A 17,128-nucleotide genomic window follows, 5' to 3' on the forward strand; every position below is an offset into this window, starting at 1 on the left:
TCCGGAGCAGCGGGAGACGCCTGTCGCGGCAGTCGGTCCGCCGTCCGGCCAGCCGACGCCGGCGGCATCCTCGGGCCTGACCCGAGGATCTCCCCTCTCCGAAGGCCGAAACCCTCCTACTGCAGGTAGTCCATCGGGTCCGTCGCCTCGAGGCCCTTGCGGACCTCGAAGTGGACGTAAGGCGACTCGCCCGAGCGGATCTCGGCGATCTTCTGGCCGCGGGCCACGGTCTGACCCTCTTGAACGGCGATTCCGTCGACATTCGAGTAGATAGTCAGCAGCTTGCCAGCGTGCCGCACCACGATCACCCGGACATTGTCCGCGTCCGAGGTGATCGCCGCCACCGTGCCCGCATCCGCCGCGCGCACCGCCGTGCCCGGATCGGCGGCGATGTCGATTCCGTCGCTCCGGCCGCGGGCGTATTCGCGGATGATCCGGCCCTTCACCGGGTAGTCCATCGCCGCGCTCGGCGCGGCGGTCTGCTGGTCGCTCAGGTCGGGCGCGGCCGTCGCGGGCTCGGCGCCGGCCGTGTCCGTCCGCTCCGCGGTCTCGGCCGGCGTGATCGGTTCCGTCCGCTCCTCGGGAAGCGGCTGGCTTGCACTCGGCGGGACGGGCGTCGGCGTGCCCGTGCCCGGCGGCACGGTCTCCTCGGTGGTGACCGGAGGAGGGGCCGCGTCGTCGACGGCGACGGGGATCAGCAGGTACTGGCCCTCGCGGATGGTGAAGTCGCTGTCCAGCCCGTTCCAGTCGGCCAAGGACCGCACGGACACGTTGTAGAGGCGCGAGATGGTAAAGGCCGTCTCGCCGCGCGCGACCCGGTGCCGCACGGGTTCCGGCGCCGTCAGCTGGTCCTCGGCCGGGGGCAGGGTGGCGACATCGATGCTCTGATCCCCCGCCCGGTCGATGGCCGCGCCGGCCATGGCGGTGATGTCCACCTGTCCGGGGGGCAGGAAGGGGCCGGTCCCGGGGGCGCCCGTCGCCGGGGAGGGTTCCGTCACCCGGCCGGGCAGGGCCAGGATCTCGCCGTTGCGCAGCCGGTCGTCCACCCGCAGCCCGTTGTATTCGGCCAGCGTCTGCGCATCGACGCCGATCCGGGCGGCGACATCGGCGACGCTGTCGTCCCGGCGCGACACCACGACCTGGTAGTTCGGATAGGAGATGATCCCCCGGTCGTCCGGCCGGGGCCGGTCGATGGTGGCCACCCGCGCCGCCTCGGTCGTCGAGAACCCGCCCAATCCGCCGCGCAGGTCCATGTCCACGGGATCGCAGGCGCTCAGCGCCAGGATCGCCGTTCCGGCCAGAAGGGTCCGCGGCACCCATGTCCGGGTCCCCGTAGTCGTGGCTGTCTGCTGCATCTGTCCGATCCCTCGTCCCGCCCCGTTGCCCCGGGGGGTCTGCTACCCGTCGGCGCGCCTGTAGCGCCGTCAATCTTCCTTGGCCAGCCCCTCGACCAGCGGCACGAACCGCACCGGCCGGAGCTCTTCGTAATCGTACCCCGTCTCGAGCCGGCGCACCCGGATCAGGCTTTGCACCGTATCCGACTGGCCGACCGGCAGCACCATGATACCGTCAATCTTCAACTGAGCCAAGAGCGGCCCCGGCGCGTCCTCGGCCGCGGCGGTCACGATGATGCGGTCGAAGGGCGCCTGATCGGGCAGGCCGTGGCTGCCGTCCGCAACGAAGGTCGTCACGTTGCCCAGCTCCATCCGGTCGAAGACCGCCTGGGCCTCGCGCACCAGACGCTGGTGCCGGTCGATGGTGTAGACCCGGCGCGCCATCTGCGCCAGGATCGCCGCCTGATAGCCCGATCCGGTGCCTACCTCGAGCACGCGGTGGCGCGGTTCGATCAGCAGCGCCTGGGTCATCAGCCCGACCACCGACGGCTGCGAGATCGTCTGGCCGCAGGCGATCGGCAGCGGCATGTCCTCGTAGGCGCGGTCGGAAAAGATGCCCCGGACGAAAGCGCCGCGATCGACCTTCTCCATCGCCGCCAGGGTCCGGGCATCCGTCACCCCGCGCGAGCGCAGCGCGAAGAGGAACTGCATCTTGCGTTCGGCACTCGTCCCGTGGTCGGTCATTCGATGGCTTTCAGCGGCTCCAGCATGTCATGGGCGGTCAGGTCGGCGCGCATCGGCGTGACCGAAATGTAGTTCTCGAGATTGACCGCCGCATCGGTGCCCGCGGCCGATCCCTGGCGCTGGTCGGTTCCCCGGGCCCAGAGGAAGCGGCGCCCGGAGGGCGACAGATGCGCCTCGACCGAAAAGCGGGTGTAGGGGCGGATGCCCTGCGGCGCGACCCGGACGCCCGCCACTTCGTCCGCGGGGCAGGGCGGGAAGTTCACGTTGTAGAAGAGCCCGTAGGGATCGTCGTTCGGCGGCTCGGCCGCGATTATCTTTCGGATCACCTCGGCGCCGTGGACGGCTGCGGCCTCGAACGGGTTGTCCAGGTTGAAGTTGTCGGGTCCGAGGTACTGCGACAGGGCGATGGCCCGGCAGCCCTGTAGCGCCCCCTCCATCGCGCCGCCGAGCGTGCCGGAATAGAGCGCGTTCTCGGCCGAATTGTTGCCGCGGTTCACGCCGGAGAGGACGAGGTCGATCTCCTGCCCGTTCAGCACGTCATGCAGCCCCGCCATCACGCAATCGGCGGGCGAGCCTTCGGCCGCGTAGCGCCGCTCTCCCATTTCCGAGATCATCGTGGGGTGGGTGTAGGAGATCTTGTGCGCCACGCCGGATTGCTCGAACGCCGGAGCGACGACCCAGACCTCGCCCTCGGCGCCCGCAAGTTCGGCGGCGATCGCTTCGAGGATTTGCAGGCCGGGCGCGTTGATGCCGTCATCATTGGTTACAAGAATGCGCATGGATCGCCCCGTCTGCCTGTTTCGGCCTGCATACCTGCGCCCCGGACCCGGGGCAAGTCCGAGCCGGAGCCGCGGTGCAGGCGTCGCATCGCCGCGGCCTCACGGTGCCGGCGGTCGGCCGATCTCCTGCAGCCGAAGCTGGATCATCCGGTCCACGACCGCCTCGGGCGGCAGGTCTCCGATGGCGACGTGCAGCGCGCTGTTGGTCTGGCTCATCCCGCGGGTCTCGGCATGCATCTGCGCCAGAACCGACCCGGAGTGCGGATAGATCGCCAGATGCGCCTGCCATCCGGCATAGCCCAGCAGCATCTTCCCCCGACCCGGGCCCGAGAGCACGCGGAACCCCGGCATTCCGTAAGACATGGCCTCCTCGACGGCGACGCCCGCGTGGGCGATGCGGTCGGCGAGGAAGTTTCTCAGCCGACGCAGTGCCCTGGCCTGGGCGACGGGCTGATCCGCGATGTAGCTGTCGGGATCCTCGGCCATGGCCTGTCAGCCAAGCAGACCCAGAAGGCGGGCGGCCTCCCGGTCGGGGTGGATCAGGGCGGAGCGGTCCTCGCCCGGGTGGAACCGGGCCCGCAGCGCGGTCGGCATCGGCGCGGCGGTCAGCACGTCGACCCGCGGTCCCGAGGCTTTGCATTCCGCCGCCCAGACCCGCGCCATCGCGATCTGCGCCGCCTTGGTCGCGCCGTAGGCGCCGTGGAACTTCTCGGTCGCTGCGGCATCCTCGAAGAAGACCGCCCGCCCCTCGGTCCCCAGCAGGGGCGCGACATAGGGGATCAGATGCCCCATGGCGGTGACGTTGGTATTGACCGACCTGGCCCAGTCCTTGGCATCGATGTGAGGCACCGGCGAGAGGGGCGGGACATGGATGGCGGTGTGCAGCCAGAGTGCCACGCCGCCCCACCTGTCATGGATCGACCGGCAGAGCTGGGCCATCGCGTCCGCCTGGGTCACGTCCATCGGGGCCAGGGTCGCGCTGCCGCCCGCGGCCTTGATCGCGTCGTCCAGTTCTTCCAGCGCGCCGACGGTGCGGGCGACGGCGATGATGTGGTGCGTCGGAGCGAGCGCCTTGGCCAGCGCGGCGCCGAGGCCGCGCGACGCTCCGGTCACGAGGGCGATAGGGTCTGTCATTCCGGCGGTGTGGCCGAGATGGCGGCACCCGTCAAGATGCCGCTTATCCCTGCGGCATCGTCAGGGTCTCGGTGCCGGCGAGGCCGGAGATCTGGACCATGCCGGCCCCGACGGCCCGGACCCGCGCCAGCCCGATCCGGTCGCCCGGGGCGACCTTGCGCACGTTGCCGCCCGAGAGCCGGAGCAGCGCCTTGGGCCCGTCGGCTTCGACCATCGTGCCCAGCAGGGCGATGCCCGAGAGGTCGAGGGCGGATTCCTTGGTGGCCAGTTTCGCCACGTTTTCGGGTGTTTCGGCCATGTCTGCCTTCATTCCGTTGTTCTTGCGCCACGCGGGCGCGGATCGGGGGATGCGGCATCGGGGGGCGAATGAAAAGGGGATGCGGGTCACGTCGCGGTGAGCCTGGCGGAACGGCGCCGCCGCGCCGCCGCAGGGCGGCCGGTCAGGTGAAAAGGCTCAGCCGGGCAGCGTCACGATGGTGGCGCAGCGATCGGTCGCGACGACGGTATGTTCGTATTGCACGACCGGGGCGGGCGGGTGGCTGAAGAGCGTCCAGCCGTCACCGCCATTGGTGGCCAGCATGCCGCCCCGCGACAGGAAGGGCTCGATGGTCAGCACCAGCCCCTTGTGGATCCGCCGGGTGTCGCCGCGGGTCGGCCATGTCGCGATCTCGGTCGGCCATTCGTGCAGGGAGCGCCCGATGCCATGGCTCGCCAGGTTGCGGATCAGGGAATAGCCGCGCGACCTGGCGAACCGCCCGATGGCCTGCCCGATCCCGGCCAGCGGCCTGTCACTGCGCACCTGTGCGATGCCGATCTGCATGGCGCGCTTCCCGTCCCGGCACAGCCGCTCCAGCGACGGCTGCACGCTCCCGACGCGAAAGGTCGCACCGGTATCGGCAAAGAACCCGTTCTTCGATGCCGACACGTCGATGTTGACAAGATCGCCCCGCGCAATGATCCGATCCCCCGGAATGCCGTGCGCGATCTCTTCATTGACGCTGATGCAGGTCGCGCCGGGGAAATCGTAGGTCGATCGCGGCGCCGAAACCGCGCCGTCGCGCTCGAGCAGCGCCGCACCGATCCGGTCGAGCTCGCGCGTGGTCATGCCGGGTTCCATCGCTTTCGCCATGGCCCGCATCGTGTTCGCCACGATCCGGCCGATGTCCTTCAGCCCGTCGAGTTCATCCTGCCTGTCGAGGGTCATGCGGCCCCGGCCGATCGTTGTTCGCGCAGCATGGGCCGCACCGGGTGAAAAGTCACGCGATGCCCGTGTCGGTCGCCGCTATTCCGCCGCTTTCAGTTCGAACCCGCGTTCGATCATGTCCGAGGGCTCTACCGGGTACTCGCCCGAGAAGCAGGCGTCGCAATATTGCGGACAGGCATCGTTGCGCCCCTCGGCCGCGCCGGCGGCGCGGTAGAGGCCGTCGAGCGAGATGAACTTGAGGCTGTTCACCGCGAGATGATCCCGCATCTCTTCCTCGGACATGGTCGCGGCCAGCAGCTTTTCGCGCTGCGGCGTGTCCACCCCGTAGAAGCAGGGCCAGGCGGTCGGCGGAGAGGCGATGCGGAAATGCACCTCGGCCGCGCCCGCATCGAGGATCATTTCCTTGATCTTGCGCGAGGTCGTGCCGCGCACCACCGAGTCGTCGACGAGGATCACGCGCTTGCCCGCGATCAGCGCCCGGTTCACGTTCAGCTTGAGCCGCACGCCCATGTTGCGGATCTGCTCGGTCGGTTCGATGAAGGTCCGTCCCATGTACTGGTTGCGGATGATCCCCATGGCGTAGGGAATGCCCGATTCCTGGCTGTAGCCGATGGCCGCAGGCGTGCCGCTGTCCGGCACCGGGCAGACGAGATCGGCCTCGACCGGGGCTTCGCGCGCCAGTTCCACACCGATCTGCCGGCGGGTTTCGTAGACCGAGCGCCCGCCGATGATGGAATCGGGGCGCGAGAAATAGACATGCTCGAAGATGCAGAAGCGCGAGTTCTGACGGCGGAAGGGAAAGCGGCTTTCGACGCCCTTCTCGGTGATGACGACCATCTCGCCGGGCTCGATCTCGCGGACGAACTCGGCCCCGATGATATCGAGGGCGCAGGTCTCGGAGGAGAGCGCATAGCCGTCGGCCACCTTGCCCAGCACCAGCGGGCGCACGCCCAGGGCGTCGCGCACCCCGATCAGCTGGGTCCCGGTCATGGCCACGACCGAGAATGCCCCCTCGACCCGCCGCAGCGCGTCCTCCATCCGGTCGGGGATGTTGCGCTGAAGCGACCGCGCCATCAGGTGGATGATGCATTCGCTGTCGGACGAGCTCTGGAAGATCGCGCCGCGTTCGATCAGTTCCTTCCGCAGGGCCTCGGCATTGGTGATGTTGCCGTTGTGCGCCAGCGCGGCCCCACCCATGGCGAATTCGCCGAAGAAGGGCTGCACGTCGCGGATCGCGGTATGGCCCTTGTTGCCTGTCGTGGAATAGCGGACGTGGCCGATCCCGAGAGGACCGGGCAGGGTCTCCATCAGGTCGGGCGAGGTGAAGTTGTCGCGCACGTAACCCAGCCGCCGGGCCGAGTTGAACCCGTGCTCGGGGTCGTGCACCACGATGCCGCCGGCCTCCTGGCCGCGATGCTGCAACGCATGCAGGCCGAGGGCGACGAAGCTGGCGGCGTCGGCGGCGCCGATCACGCCGAAGATGCCGCATTCTTCCCGCAGCTTGTCGTCATCCAGGGGATGGCGGGGCAGCCGGGGGTCATGGGAATGGGTGTCAGCGATCATGGAAGACAGGGTCTGGCGGGACAAGGCGCGCTCCGAATCCGTTCGGTCTCGGGCCCCTCTTAAGACCTATGAAACGCGGTGTCACGAAAGGATCACATATCCGGGCCGCAGGTGGACAGAAAGTGATCGCCGTATGAGCGTGAACCAAGCGCGCGTTGGGCCGGTCCTGCGCTTTCGCGAGGCGCAGATCGCGCAGGTCCTGCCGGGACGCGCGCTTTCTCTCCCCCGACGCGGCGGCGCGTATGCGGCCGCACGACCCCGCGCGGGAAAGGACGCTGGACGCGACCGACCGCTCTCCGGGCGGGACGCCTGAGCGTACCGGGGCCGCGAGGGATCAGGCTTCGCAGATGCCGATCAGCTGTTCGTACTGCCGGGTGACCCAGCCGAGCGCGACCTGCGGGTCCTCCTGTTCGAACTCGGCCGTCAGCTGGCCGAAGACCTGAGCGGAGCGGCTGTTGTCGACGACCTCGGCCTGCTGGGAGGCGAACATCGTGTTGTAGACGAAGAACGCGATCGCGACGAGAAGGAGCCCGCGCGCCACTCCGAACAGGAACCCGAGCGCCTGGTCCAGCCCCCCGAGCGCCGAGCGTTGCACCACCGAGGCGAAGAGAGGCGTGAACAGCGACGCGATCAGCAGGACCACCGCGAAGACGGCGGCGAAGGCGGTGATCATCGACAGTTCGCAATTGTCCGAGATGAAGGGGCCGATGAACGGCACCTCCTTGACCAGCGGCGCGACCTGCGGCGCGAAGATGAACGACAGGATGCCCGCCGCGATCCATCCGCCGATGGCCAGCGCCTCGCGCACGAGGCCGCGGGAATAGGCCAGCAGCGCCGAGAGGACGATGACCGCCGCGACCACGGCGTCAATGACTGTGAAACCTTCCATCTGCCCGCCCTCTCGCGCCTGCGCTAACCCGCGCCGAATACCTCGCCCACCACCGCCGTCAAGTCCGGCATCTCGCGAAGCTGCATGTCCCCGCGACCGGAAATCTTGCCACCCGCCGGGGCTATGGCGGAGGAGAAACCAAGTTTTGCCGCTTCTTTCAACCTGTTTTCCATCTGCCCGACCGGTCTGAGCGCGCCGGAGAGGGAGATCTCGCCGAAGACGACGCAGTCCGCCGGCAGCGCCACGTCCTCGCGCGCCGACAGGATCGCCGAGGCCACGGCGAGGTCGGCGGCCGGTTCGCCCACCTTCAGCCCGCCCGCCACGTTGAGATAGACGTCGAGCCCGGTGAAGGGGATGCCGCAGCGCGATTCCAGCACCGCGAGGATCATCGCCAGCCGCCCGCCGTCCCAGCCGACGACCGTGCGCCGCGGCTGGCTGTGCGGGGTCGGCGCGACGAGGGCCTGGAACTCGACCAGCACCGGCCGCGTGCCCTCGATCCCGGCGAAGACCACCGATCCCGGGGCGGGGGTGCCGCGCTCCGACAGGAAGAGCGCCGAGGGATTCGTGACCTCGGCCAGCCCGCCGCCGGTCATCTCGAAGACGCCGATCTCGTCCGCCGGGCCGAAGCGGTTCTTGACGCTGCGAAGGATGCGGAACTGGTGCCCGCGCTCACCCTCGAAATAGAGCACGGTGTCGACCATGTGCTCGACCACGCGCGGCCCGGCGATCTGGCCTTCCTTGGTCACATGGCCCACGAGGATCACCGCCGCCCCGCGCCGCTTGGCGAAGGTCGTCAGCTCCTGCGCCGTGGCGCGGACCTGGCTGACCGATCCCGGCGCGCTGTCGACATTGTCCGACCACATGGTCTGGACCGAATCGATCACGACGAGATCGGGCCGTTCCTCGTCCAGCGTCGTCATGATGTCCCGCAGCGAGGTCTCGGTCGCGAGCTGCACCGGCGCTCCGGTCAGCCCCAGCCGCGCCGCGCGGAGCCGCACCTGTGCCGAGGCTTCCTCGCCCGAGATGTAGAATGTCCTGAGACCGCCGGAGGCGAACCGCGCCGCCGCCTGGAGCAGCAGCGTCGATTTCCCGATCCCTGGATCGCCGCCCACGAGGATGGCCGAGGCCGGGACGAGCCCGCCGCCCAGCACCCGGTCCAGTTCCTCGAGCCCCGAGGCGGTGCGCGGCGGCGGCGCCTCTTTCGCGGACAGGTCGGTCAGCGCCAGTTTCCGCCCCCGTGCCCCCTTGAGCGCCTTGCCGGGCCCGGCCGAGAGCGGGGCCTCCTCCTGCAGGGTGTTCCACTCGCCGCAGCCGTCGCATTGCCCCGACCACTTGGGAAAGCGGGCGCCGCAGGATTGGCAGGTATAGGAGATCTGGGGCTTCGCCATGCCGCATCTTGTGGCCGATCCCGCAGGTCCGGTCAATCGCCCGATATCGGGGCCGGCGCGATCGGCCGTGCCGGACCAGCACGCAGCCGGTGATGGATCGGGGTCCCGGGGCGACACCGGGATAACGTGTCGTCTTCCGGTCGGGCGCGGGAGTCTGCGGACGCACGACGGGTCTGCGAGAGCCACGGGTGGAGCCCGAGAACGAGGGCGCGCCGTCGGGCCGCTTCGCGTGACGGGCGGGGCCTCCGGGCGCAGGGCGTCGGTCACAGGGCGCGACGGGCCCGGGAGATCCCGGGTCAAGTCCGGGGGCGACAACGCGGGGCTTGCCCTGCCGCCCTGGCCGCGGCGAGGGGAAGTCGGGCGCCGGTCGCGGGATCGAAGGGCTGCGCGGGGCGAGAGTGGAGGACGACCGCGGGCGGCGTCACCGCACCGCGGCGATCGGTCCTTCGGCGCGCCCGTGGATGAACTGGTCCAGGTAGGGGTCGCCGGACGTGTCCATCTCGGCCACCGGGCCGGTCCAGCGGATGATCCCGCCGTGCAGCATCGCCACCCGGTCGGCGATGGCGCGGACCGAGGTCATGTCATGGGTGATCGTGACCGCCGTGGCGCCCATCTCGACCACGATCTCACGGATCAGGTCATTGATCACGCCCGCCATGATCGGGTCGAGCCCGGTGGTGGGTTCGTCGAAGAAGATGATCGCCGGATCGGCTGCGATGGCCCGCGCGAGACCGACCCGCTTCTGCATTCCGCCCGAGAGTTCCGCCGGAAATCGGTCGGCCACCTCGGGCGTCAACCCGACCCGCCGCAGCTTTTCGATCGCGATTTCGCGCGCGTCGGCCCTGGGCCGCTTAAGCGCCCCGCGCATCAGGCGGAAGGCCACGTTCTGCCAGACGGGCAGCGAATCGAACAATGCGCCGCCCTGGAAGAGCATTCCGAACCGGGCGAGAAAGGCCTCCCGGTCGCCTTCTGCCGCGGGCCGGCCGTCGACGAGGATCGTGCCGGCATCGGGCTCCACCAGCCCCAGCACGCACTTCAGCGCCACCGATTTGCCGGTGCCCGATCCGCCGATGATCACCATGCTCTCGCCCCGCGGCACATCCAGGGTCAGCCCCCGCAGGACCCGGTTCGGCCCGAAGCTCTTGTGAACGTCCTCGTAGCGTATCATGCCGAGAAGAAGACCCCCGTCAGCAGGAAGTTCGCGGCGAGGATTAGGACCGACGCCGCCTCGACCGACGACTTGGTCGCGGCGCCCACACCCTGGGCGCCCCGCCCCGAGTTCATGCCCGAATAGCATCCCATCAGCGTCGCGATCACCCCGAAGGCCGCGCCCTTGACCAGCGACGAAAGCACGTCGAGCGGTTCGAGGAAGTCCACGGTATTCTGCAGGTATGTCGCGGGGTTGAACCCGAGCGACCGGACCGCGACCTGATAGCCGCCGAAGATGCCGATGATATCGCCCACGCCGACCAGCAGCGGCACCGTCACCAGCCCGGCCAGGACCCGGGGCACCGTGAGGTATTTCATCGGATGGGTCGACAGCGTCACCAGCGCGTCGATCTGTTCGGTGACCTTCATCGTCGCGATCTCGGCCGCGATGGACGAGGTCACCCGGGCGGCGATCATCAGCCCGACCAGCACCGGCCCCAGCTCGCGCACCATGCCGATGGCGACGATCTGCGGCACCACGGCCTCGGCGTCGAACCGCGATCCGCCGGCATATATCTGCAGGGCCAGCGCCCCGCCGGTAAAGACCGCCGTCAGCCCGACCACTGGCAGCGAGAGCCATCCGATGTTGAGAAGCGCGCCGAGGAATTCGCGACCGTAGAAGGGCGGCGTCACGAGGTGGCGCAGGGTCACCGCGGCGAATATCGCCACCCGACCGACGGCCGCCAGCACGGCCAGCACCTGCGCGCCGATACCTCCCAGCAGGCGCGTCACGGGCTCAGGCCCCCTTGTAGCGGCGCGACATCCGGCCGCCCAGCGACGTGAGCACCTCGTAACCGATGGTCTGCGCGTTTTCGGCGATCACGTCGACGGTCTGTTGCGGGCCCAGCAGGGTCAGGCCCTGCGGTTCCTCGGTCAGGTGCGTGATGTCGACGCCGATCAGGTCCATCGAGATCCGGCCGCGGACCGGACAGGGCGTGTCGCCGGCATAGAGCGAGGTCCGCGGACCCATGAGCCGGTGGATGCCGTCGGCGTAGCCCGCGGCGACCGTGGCGATCACGGTCCGGTCCGGGGCCGTCCAGGTGTTGCCGTAGCCGACCGTCTCGCCCGCCTCGAGCTCGCGGATCTGGATCACCGGCAGGTCGAGCCGCACGACCGGTTCCGCATCGGCGAAGGGCAGGCCGCCGAAAAGGCCCACCCCGGGGCGGGTCACGTCGAAATGATACTCCGGCCCCAGCAGGATGCCGCCGGTCGCCGCCAGCGACAGCGGCACGCCGCCCAGCCCCGAGGTCATGGCCTTGAACTGCCGCAGCTGGCGGATGTTCATCGGATGGTCGGGTTCGTCGGCACAGGCGAGGTGCGACATGATCAAATTCGGCGACAGGTCCAGTGCCGTCTCGCGCACCGCCATCCATTCCTCCGGCTCCATCCCGAGCCGGTTCATGCCGGTATCGAGCTGGATGCCCAGCGGATGGCCCGGCAGCGCCTCGACATGCCGCAGCATCTGGTCGACGGAATTGAGCATCGGGATCAGGTTCAGATCGCCGATCATGTCCGTGTCGCCGCGCATGTGGCCCGAGAAGACGTTGATCTCGACATTGGGCCCGACCGCCTCGCGCACCGCCGCCCCTTCCTCGGCCACCGCGACGAAAAAGCGGCGCACCCCGGCCCGGGCCAGGGCGCGGGCGACCGGCTGCACGCCCAGCCCGTAGCCGTTGGCCTTGATGACGGCCCCCGTCTCGGTCTCGGGCGAGGATGCGGCGTCGAGCGCCCGCCAGTTGGCGACAAGCGCATCGAGGTCAACGGTCATGCGTGCGGTACTCATGCCCGTCTTTTGACGGCAGGCCTGCAGGCGTGCAAGGGGAATTCCCGGCGCCGCGCGCCGCGGCGGTTCAGCGCGGCCCCGTCCCGCGCCGGCCGGACGCGGCTCCATGTCGCGGGCCCCTGTCCCCGAGAGATCGGGGGCGCGGCGGAGACCGCCGGCCCCATGGTCCCCGAGATACGCGGAGCGCCCGATCGGAGCCGCATTCCCACGTGGAACCGGGCCGGGTGCACGTCAGCGAAATCTCACCGTGTTCGACAGGTCGACGTCCCGATCCGGCACGTCCCGGTGCGACCGGCGATCCGTCCGATCCGCATCCGGTGTCCCGGCGTTCTTCCGGCAACGGCCCTCCGCGGGGGACTGAGGCTCAGTAGCCCGGCTCCTCGCCCTGCTGCCAGGGTTTGACCAGGTTGCCGAACTTGGTGAACCGGCCCTCGAAGCTCAGTTCCACCGTGCCGATGGGCCCATGCCGCTGCTTGCCGATGATCACCTCGGCCTTGCCGTGCAGCTTTTCCATGCGCTCCTGCCAGACGGCCATCTCGTCGAGCTTGTCGTCCGAGGGCTTCTCGCGCTCTACATAGTACTCTTCGCGGAACACGAACATCACGACGTCCGCATCCTGTTCGATCGAGCCGGATTCCCGCAGGTCCGACAGCTGCGGCCGCTTGTCCTCGCGGCTTTCCACCTGACGCGAGAGCTGCGAGAGCGCGATCACCGGGATGTCCAGCTCCTTCGCGATGGCCTTGAGCCCCATCGAGATCTCGGCGATCTCGTTCACCCGGTTCTCGGCCGTGCCGCGGACGAGCTGCAGGTAGTCGACGATCAGCACGTCGAGCCCATGGGTCCGCTTGAGCCGCCGCGCCCGCGCCGCCAGCTGCGCGATCGGCAGGGCGGGGGTGTCGTCGATGAAGAGGGGGCACGCCTCGAGCGCCTTGGCGGCATCCACGAACCGGCGGAACTCGCCCTCGGTCATGTCGCCGCGCCGGATGTTCTCGGACGGGATTTCGGCCGCTTCCGACAGCACGCGCGCCGCCAGCTGCTCGGCGCTCATCTCGAGCGAGTAGAAGCCGACCACGCCGCCCTCGACCGCCCCCTCGGACCCGTCGGGCAGGGCGCCGCGGCGATAGGATTTGGCGATGTTGAAGGCGATGTTCGTCGCCAGCGAGGTCTTGCCCATCGACGGGCGGCCGGCGAGGATCAGAAGGTCGGACCGGTGCAGCCCGCCCAGCTTCTTGTCCATGTCGATCAGCCCGGTCGAGACCCCCGCCAGCCCGCCGTCGCGCTGATAGGCGGCGTTGGCCACGTTGACCGCATCGGTGACGGCGGAGAGGAAGGACTGGAAGCCCGTCTCGGCCGAACCCTGTTCGGACAGCTTGTAAAGCTTCTGCTCGGCCTTGACGATCTGTTCCTTGGGTTCGTTCTGCACGTCCATGCGCTGCGCTTCGGCGGCGATGTCCTGACCCAGCAGGATCAGTTCCCGGCGGATCGCGAGATCGTAGATCATCTGCGCATAGTCCCGCACCGCATAGGCGGCGATGGCGGACCCGGCCAGCCGGGCGAGGTAGGCGGGACCGCCCAGTTCCTTCAGGCCCTCGTCATTCTCGAGAAAGGCCTTGAGCGTGACCGGCGTCGCCAGCGCGTTCTTGGCGATGCGCGCGGCCGAGACCTCGAAGATGCGGCCGTGGACCGGTTCGTAGAAGTGCTCGGGCCCGATGAGCTGGGCGATGCGGTCGTAGACGTCGTTGTTGGTCAGAAGCGCGCCCAGCAGCTGCTGTTCGGCCTCGATCGAATGCGGAACCGTGTCGGCCTGTGCGATATCCGGCGTGGTCTGCCCGCTGGCGTTGAAGTACGAAAGATCGTTCATTTGGTGCCCAAACCCGTGTCCTGCAACCGGACGGCCGGATGCGTCCGTCGACGCACCCGCACCCCCGATTTCATGCCTGTATCCAGCGCCCGGCGGTTCGTCCGGTCAGTCCCCAAGATCGCTGCCGATGCGTTAATCCGCCGGTAAGGATTTCAGATAGCGGAGCCGGCGCGGAGCAGGCAATCTGGATATCCTGTGGATAACGAAGTATGTTTCTTGGCTACCATATCTGGTGGCGCTTGTCTTGGGCAATCAGCTATCTGGTGCGGTGCTGTGCAAATCGGTCACGCTCGGGACCTGCTGAAAAAATACCGCCTTGCGACCGAATCTACAGCTTTCGGATAGGATCACGGGGCCGGACCCCCGGACCGGACCGGGCCGGGGCCGGTCCCCGGGCGCGGCACCGGTTCGAATCGTCAGCCCTTCATCCGGGCGTCCTGCCACGCCCGCGGCGTGCGCAGGAAGGATTCGACCTCGTCCAGCGTCGAGGGATCGAACACCTCGCGGCGGCGGGCGGCCTCGAGAACGTCCCACCAGGTGCAGAGGTGATGCAGGGTGATGCCGTGGTCGCCGAGCGTCTTCCCGGTTTCCGGAAAGATGCCGTAGTAGAAGATCACCGCCGTATGCGCGCAGCTCGCCCCGGTCTCGCGGATCGCATCGACGAAGGAGATCTTCGAGCCGCCGTCCGTCGTCAGGTCCTCGACCAGCAGCACGCGCTGCCCCTCGGACATGGTTCCCTCGATCCGGGCATTGCGACCGTAGCCCTTGGGCTTCTTGCGGACATAGGTCATCGGCAGGGCCATGCGTTCCGCCACGAGGGCGGCGAAGGGGATGCCGGCCGTTTCGCCGCCCGCGACGTTGTCGAACGCCTCGAGCCCGGCGTTGCGCATCACCGTGAGCGTCAGGAAATCCATCAGCGTCGAGCGGATCCGCGGAAAGGAGATGAGCTTGCGACAGTCGATATAGGTCGGCGACGGCAGGCCCGAAGCCAGGGTGAACGGATCGGAGGAGTTGAAATGCACCGCCTCGATATCCAGCAGCATGCCTGCGGTGAGGCGGGCGATCTCGTCCTGTGCGGGGTAGGAACTGGGGATCATGATCGGACCTTTCTGCCGGTTGAGACGCCGGATGCTACCGGCGGGGATATCTGGGTCGGGCCGAGGATCAGGCCGACCAGTGAACGGGAACGCCCGGGTCGAAGACGGTGACGGGACCGGCGCCGCCCTCGATCTTCTCGGGGAAGACCGTGGGCCTGTCACCCCGGGTCAGCGTGATCGTATCCTCGTTCGGCGGCAGGCCGTAGAAGGCGGGACCGTGCAGCGAGGCGAAGCCCTCGAGCCGGTCGAGGGCCGCTTCGGCCTCGAAGATGTGCGCCAGCAGCGGCATTGTGTTGGTCGCCGTGAAGCAGCCGGCGCAGCCGCAGGCATGTTCCTTGAGGTGATCGGGATGCGGCGCGCTGTCGGTCCCGAGAAAGAACCGCGCGTCGCCCGATGTGGCCGCGACCACGAGAGCCCGGCGGTGTTCCTCGCGCTTGGCGACGGGCAGACAATAGTAATGCGGCCTGATCCCGCCGACCAGGATGTGATTGCGGTTGATGAACAGGTGGTGCGTCGTGATCGTCGCTCCGAGGTCGGTGTCGTTCGAGCGCACGTAATCGGCCGCCTGCGAGGTGGTGATATGCTCCATCACGACGCGCAGCCCGGGCGTGGCGCGTCGGATCGGGTCGAGCACCGTATCGATGAACACAGCCTCGCGGTCGAAGATGTCGACCTCGGGCGCGGTGACCTCGCCATGCATGCAGAGCGGCATGCCGATCTCGGCCATTTTTTCGAGCACCGGGCGCACCTTGTCGAAGTCCCGCACCCCCGAGGCCGAATTGGTCGTGGCGCCCGCCGGGTAGAGTTTCACGGCCCGGGCGATCCCGTCGCGATAAGCGGCGGCCACGTCCTCGGGGTCGGTGTCCTCGGTCAGGTAGAGCGTCATCAGCGGCTCGAACTGCATTCCCTCGGGCAGGGCGGCGAGGATGCGGTCGCGGTAGGCCGCGGCCTGCGCCCCCGTCACGACCGGCGGTACGAGGTTCGGCATGATGATGGCGCGGCCGAAGGTCCGGGCGGTTTCTGGCAGGACGGCTTCCATCATCGCGCCATCGCGCAGATGCAGGTGCCAGTCGTCGGGGCGGCGGATCGTGATCGAGCGGGTCATGTCACGCGATTACACAAGCGCGCGACAAAGGGAAAGCCCGGGCCGCCTATTCCGCCGCCGCCTGCTGGAGCTGCCGGAGCCGCCGCGCGAAACGCGGTGCGGAGAAGCGTTCGGTCACGTGGCGGCAGAGCCGCACGGCCAACCCCGAGCGTTCCTTCGCCTCCAGCCGTGTCAGCAGGCGGCGCAGGTAGGGCAGGTGGTTGCGCCGCGCGCGGTAGAGCCCGGCAAAGTAGCGCGCGGTCAGCCGGTCCTCGGCGGCCGCCTGGATCAGCGGAAAGAGCCGCTTCATGAACAGCAGGTGGCTTTGCAGCGCCTCGCCCATGTAGGGCATGCGGAACTTGGTGACATTCGGCCGGGTGAAGAGCGCGGCATGCATCGCGTCGAGCGGCTCGGCCGGGTCGTAGATGACATAGGCGCGTTCCGCGGCGTCGATCATGTCGGGGGCAAAGCCGTATCTGTCGCGGAAATCGGTGCGGCGCATGTGCGTGAAGCGGTCGTCCCATTCGGTGACCCGGGGATCCAGCGTCGCCTGCGGCTGGACGGCGACGACGCGACTGCCCGGTGCGGTCACGGAATAGGCCGCGGCCGCGTAGCCGCAGGGGCCCGCGCCGTAGAAGACCACCGTCTCGAATTCGTCGAAGAAGCCCTCGTCCACCAGCTGGTCGAAATAGGCATAGACCTCTTTCGCGCGGAACCAGGTGTCGCCGTCGCAGGCCAGCAGCAGGCTGGACCAGCCCAGTTTCTGCGACAGCTGCCAGCCGATGGGCCGGGCAGAATCGGTCAGTCCGCGCATCCCCTGCACCGTCTCGAAGCTGACCAGCAGCACCGGACCCGACTTGACGAAGGCGGCGAAATGCCGGCGTCCGAGCCTGTCTGAGGCCCCGCGGCTGTCCGCCTGTTCCATGATCCGTCGCGTCCACTCGGGCTTGTCGAGACCCGCAAGGTCGCCGTGGGGAAAATTCCCGTCCATACTTATCCTCTGTGCCGTCTACCCGGCTGCAATCTGTCTCGGGATTCGGGCAGGGCCATGGGCTGCGA

The 17,128-nt window shown here is 68.7% G+C and carries 17 protein-coding genes; all 17 read right to left on the minus strand.

Annotated features, from left to right (window positions below):
* Positions 1–116 precede the first annotated feature (116 nt).
* The 17 genes from OB2597_RS04550 to OB2597_RS04630 all read right to left on the minus strand — a co-directional run bounded on the left by OB2597_RS04550 (position 117) and on the right by OB2597_RS04630 (position 17,060).
* On the minus strand, positions 117–1,355 hold the full coding sequence (locus OB2597_RS04550; RefSeq protein WP_009804344.1) for a M23 family metallopeptidase: 1,239 nt from the start codon (positions 1,353–1,355) through the stop codon (positions 117–119).
* A gap of 69 nt (positions 1,356–1,424) precedes the next feature.
* The gene (locus OB2597_RS04555; protein WP_009804345.1) at positions 1,425–2,078 is read right to left on the minus strand and encodes a protein-L-isoaspartate(D-aspartate) O-methyltransferase; all 654 of its coding nucleotides are present in this window, start codon (positions 2,076–2,078) and stop codon (positions 1,425–1,427) included.
* On the minus strand, positions 2,075–2,857 hold the full coding sequence (gene surE, locus OB2597_RS04560; RefSeq protein ID WP_009804346.1) for a 5'/3'-nucleotidase SurE: 783 nt from the start codon (positions 2,855–2,857) through the stop codon (positions 2,075–2,077). The genes OB2597_RS04555 and surE overlap by 4 nt, the downstream gene beginning before the upstream one ends.
* 99 nt (positions 2,858–2,956) lie before the next feature.
* On the minus strand, positions 2,957–3,343 hold the full coding sequence (locus tag OB2597_RS04565; RefSeq protein ID WP_009804347.1) for an iron chaperone: 387 nt from the start codon (positions 3,341–3,343) through the stop codon (positions 2,957–2,959).
* A 6-nt stretch (positions 3,344–3,349) separates the two neighbouring features.
* Positions 3,350–3,991 carry an SDR family NAD(P)-dependent oxidoreductase gene (locus tag OB2597_RS04570; protein WP_009804348.1) on the minus strand — a complete coding sequence of 214 codons (642 nt, stop codon included), beginning with the start codon at positions 3,989–3,991 and terminating at the stop codon, positions 3,350–3,352.
* A gap of 43 nt (positions 3,992–4,034) precedes the next feature.
* Positions 4,035–4,301 (minus strand): methionine aminopeptidase, encoded by a 267-nt coding sequence (locus tag OB2597_RS04575; protein ID WP_009804349.1) that lies wholly within the window; start codon positions 4,299–4,301, stop codon positions 4,035–4,037.
* 144 nt (positions 4,302–4,445) lie between these two features.
* Positions 4,446–5,195, minus strand: a complete 750-nt coding sequence (gene map / locus OB2597_RS04580) for a type I methionyl aminopeptidase (protein WP_009804350.1) — start codon at positions 5,193–5,195, stop codon at positions 4,446–4,448.
* A gap of 78 nt (positions 5,196–5,273) precedes the next feature.
* Complete coding sequence (gene purF / locus OB2597_RS04585) at positions 5,274–6,758, minus strand: amidophosphoribosyltransferase (RefSeq protein WP_009804351.1); 1,485 nt, start codon at positions 6,756–6,758, stop codon at positions 5,274–5,276.
* 334 nt (positions 6,759–7,092) lie between these two features.
* The gene (locus OB2597_RS04590) at positions 7,093–7,647 is read right to left on the minus strand and encodes a CvpA family protein (protein ID WP_009804352.1); all 555 of its coding nucleotides are present in this window, start codon (positions 7,645–7,647) and stop codon (positions 7,093–7,095) included.
* A gap of 23 nt (positions 7,648–7,670) precedes the next feature.
* Entirely contained in the window at positions 7,671–9,035 is a 1,365-nt protein-coding gene (radA, locus tag OB2597_RS04595) for a DNA repair protein RadA (protein ID WP_009804353.1), read from the minus strand.
* Positions 9,036–9,456: 421 nt separating this feature from the next.
* A complete protein-coding gene (locus tag OB2597_RS04600) occupies positions 9,457–10,203 on the minus strand; it encodes an ABC transporter ATP-binding protein (RefSeq protein WP_009804354.1) in 747 nt (248 codons plus the stop codon).
* Entirely contained in the window at positions 10,200–10,976 is a 777-nt protein-coding gene (locus OB2597_RS04605; RefSeq protein ID WP_009804355.1) for an MlaE family ABC transporter permease, read from the minus strand. Before OB2597_RS04605 ends, OB2597_RS04600 begins: the two co-directional genes overlap by 4 nt.
* A gap of 4 nt (positions 10,977–10,980) precedes the next feature.
* Positions 10,981–12,027, minus strand: coding sequence for an alanine racemase (gene alr / locus OB2597_RS04610; protein ID WP_040609114.1), 1,047 nt, complete (start codon positions 12,025–12,027; stop codon positions 10,981–10,983).
* 364 nt (positions 12,028–12,391) lie between these two features.
* Entirely contained in the window at positions 12,392–13,888 is a 1,497-nt protein-coding gene (locus OB2597_RS04615; RefSeq protein WP_009804357.1) for a replicative DNA helicase, read from the minus strand.
* 416 nt (positions 13,889–14,304) lie between these two features.
* The gene (locus tag OB2597_RS04620; protein ID WP_009804358.1) at positions 14,305–14,985 is read right to left on the minus strand and encodes an orotate phosphoribosyltransferase; all 681 of its coding nucleotides are present in this window, start codon (positions 14,983–14,985) and stop codon (positions 14,305–14,307) included.
* A 67-nt stretch (positions 14,986–15,052) separates the two neighbouring features.
* The gene (pyrC, locus tag OB2597_RS04625) at positions 15,053–16,090 is read right to left on the minus strand and encodes a dihydroorotase (RefSeq protein ID WP_009804359.1); all 1,038 of its coding nucleotides are present in this window, start codon (positions 16,088–16,090) and stop codon (positions 15,053–15,055) included.
* A 46-nt stretch (positions 16,091–16,136) separates the two neighbouring features.
* Positions 16,137–17,060 carry a phosphoadenosine phosphosulfate reductase gene (locus tag OB2597_RS04630; protein WP_009804360.1) on the minus strand — a complete coding sequence of 308 codons (924 nt, stop codon included), beginning with the start codon at positions 17,058–17,060 and terminating at the stop codon, positions 16,137–16,139.
* Between the last annotated feature and the right edge of the window lie 68 nt (positions 17,061–17,128).

The organism is Pseudooceanicola batsensis HTCC2597, assembly GCF_000152725.1.
GTDB classification, from domain to species: Bacteria; Pseudomonadota; Alphaproteobacteria; order Rhodobacterales; family Rhodobacteraceae; genus Pseudooceanicola; species Pseudooceanicola batsensis.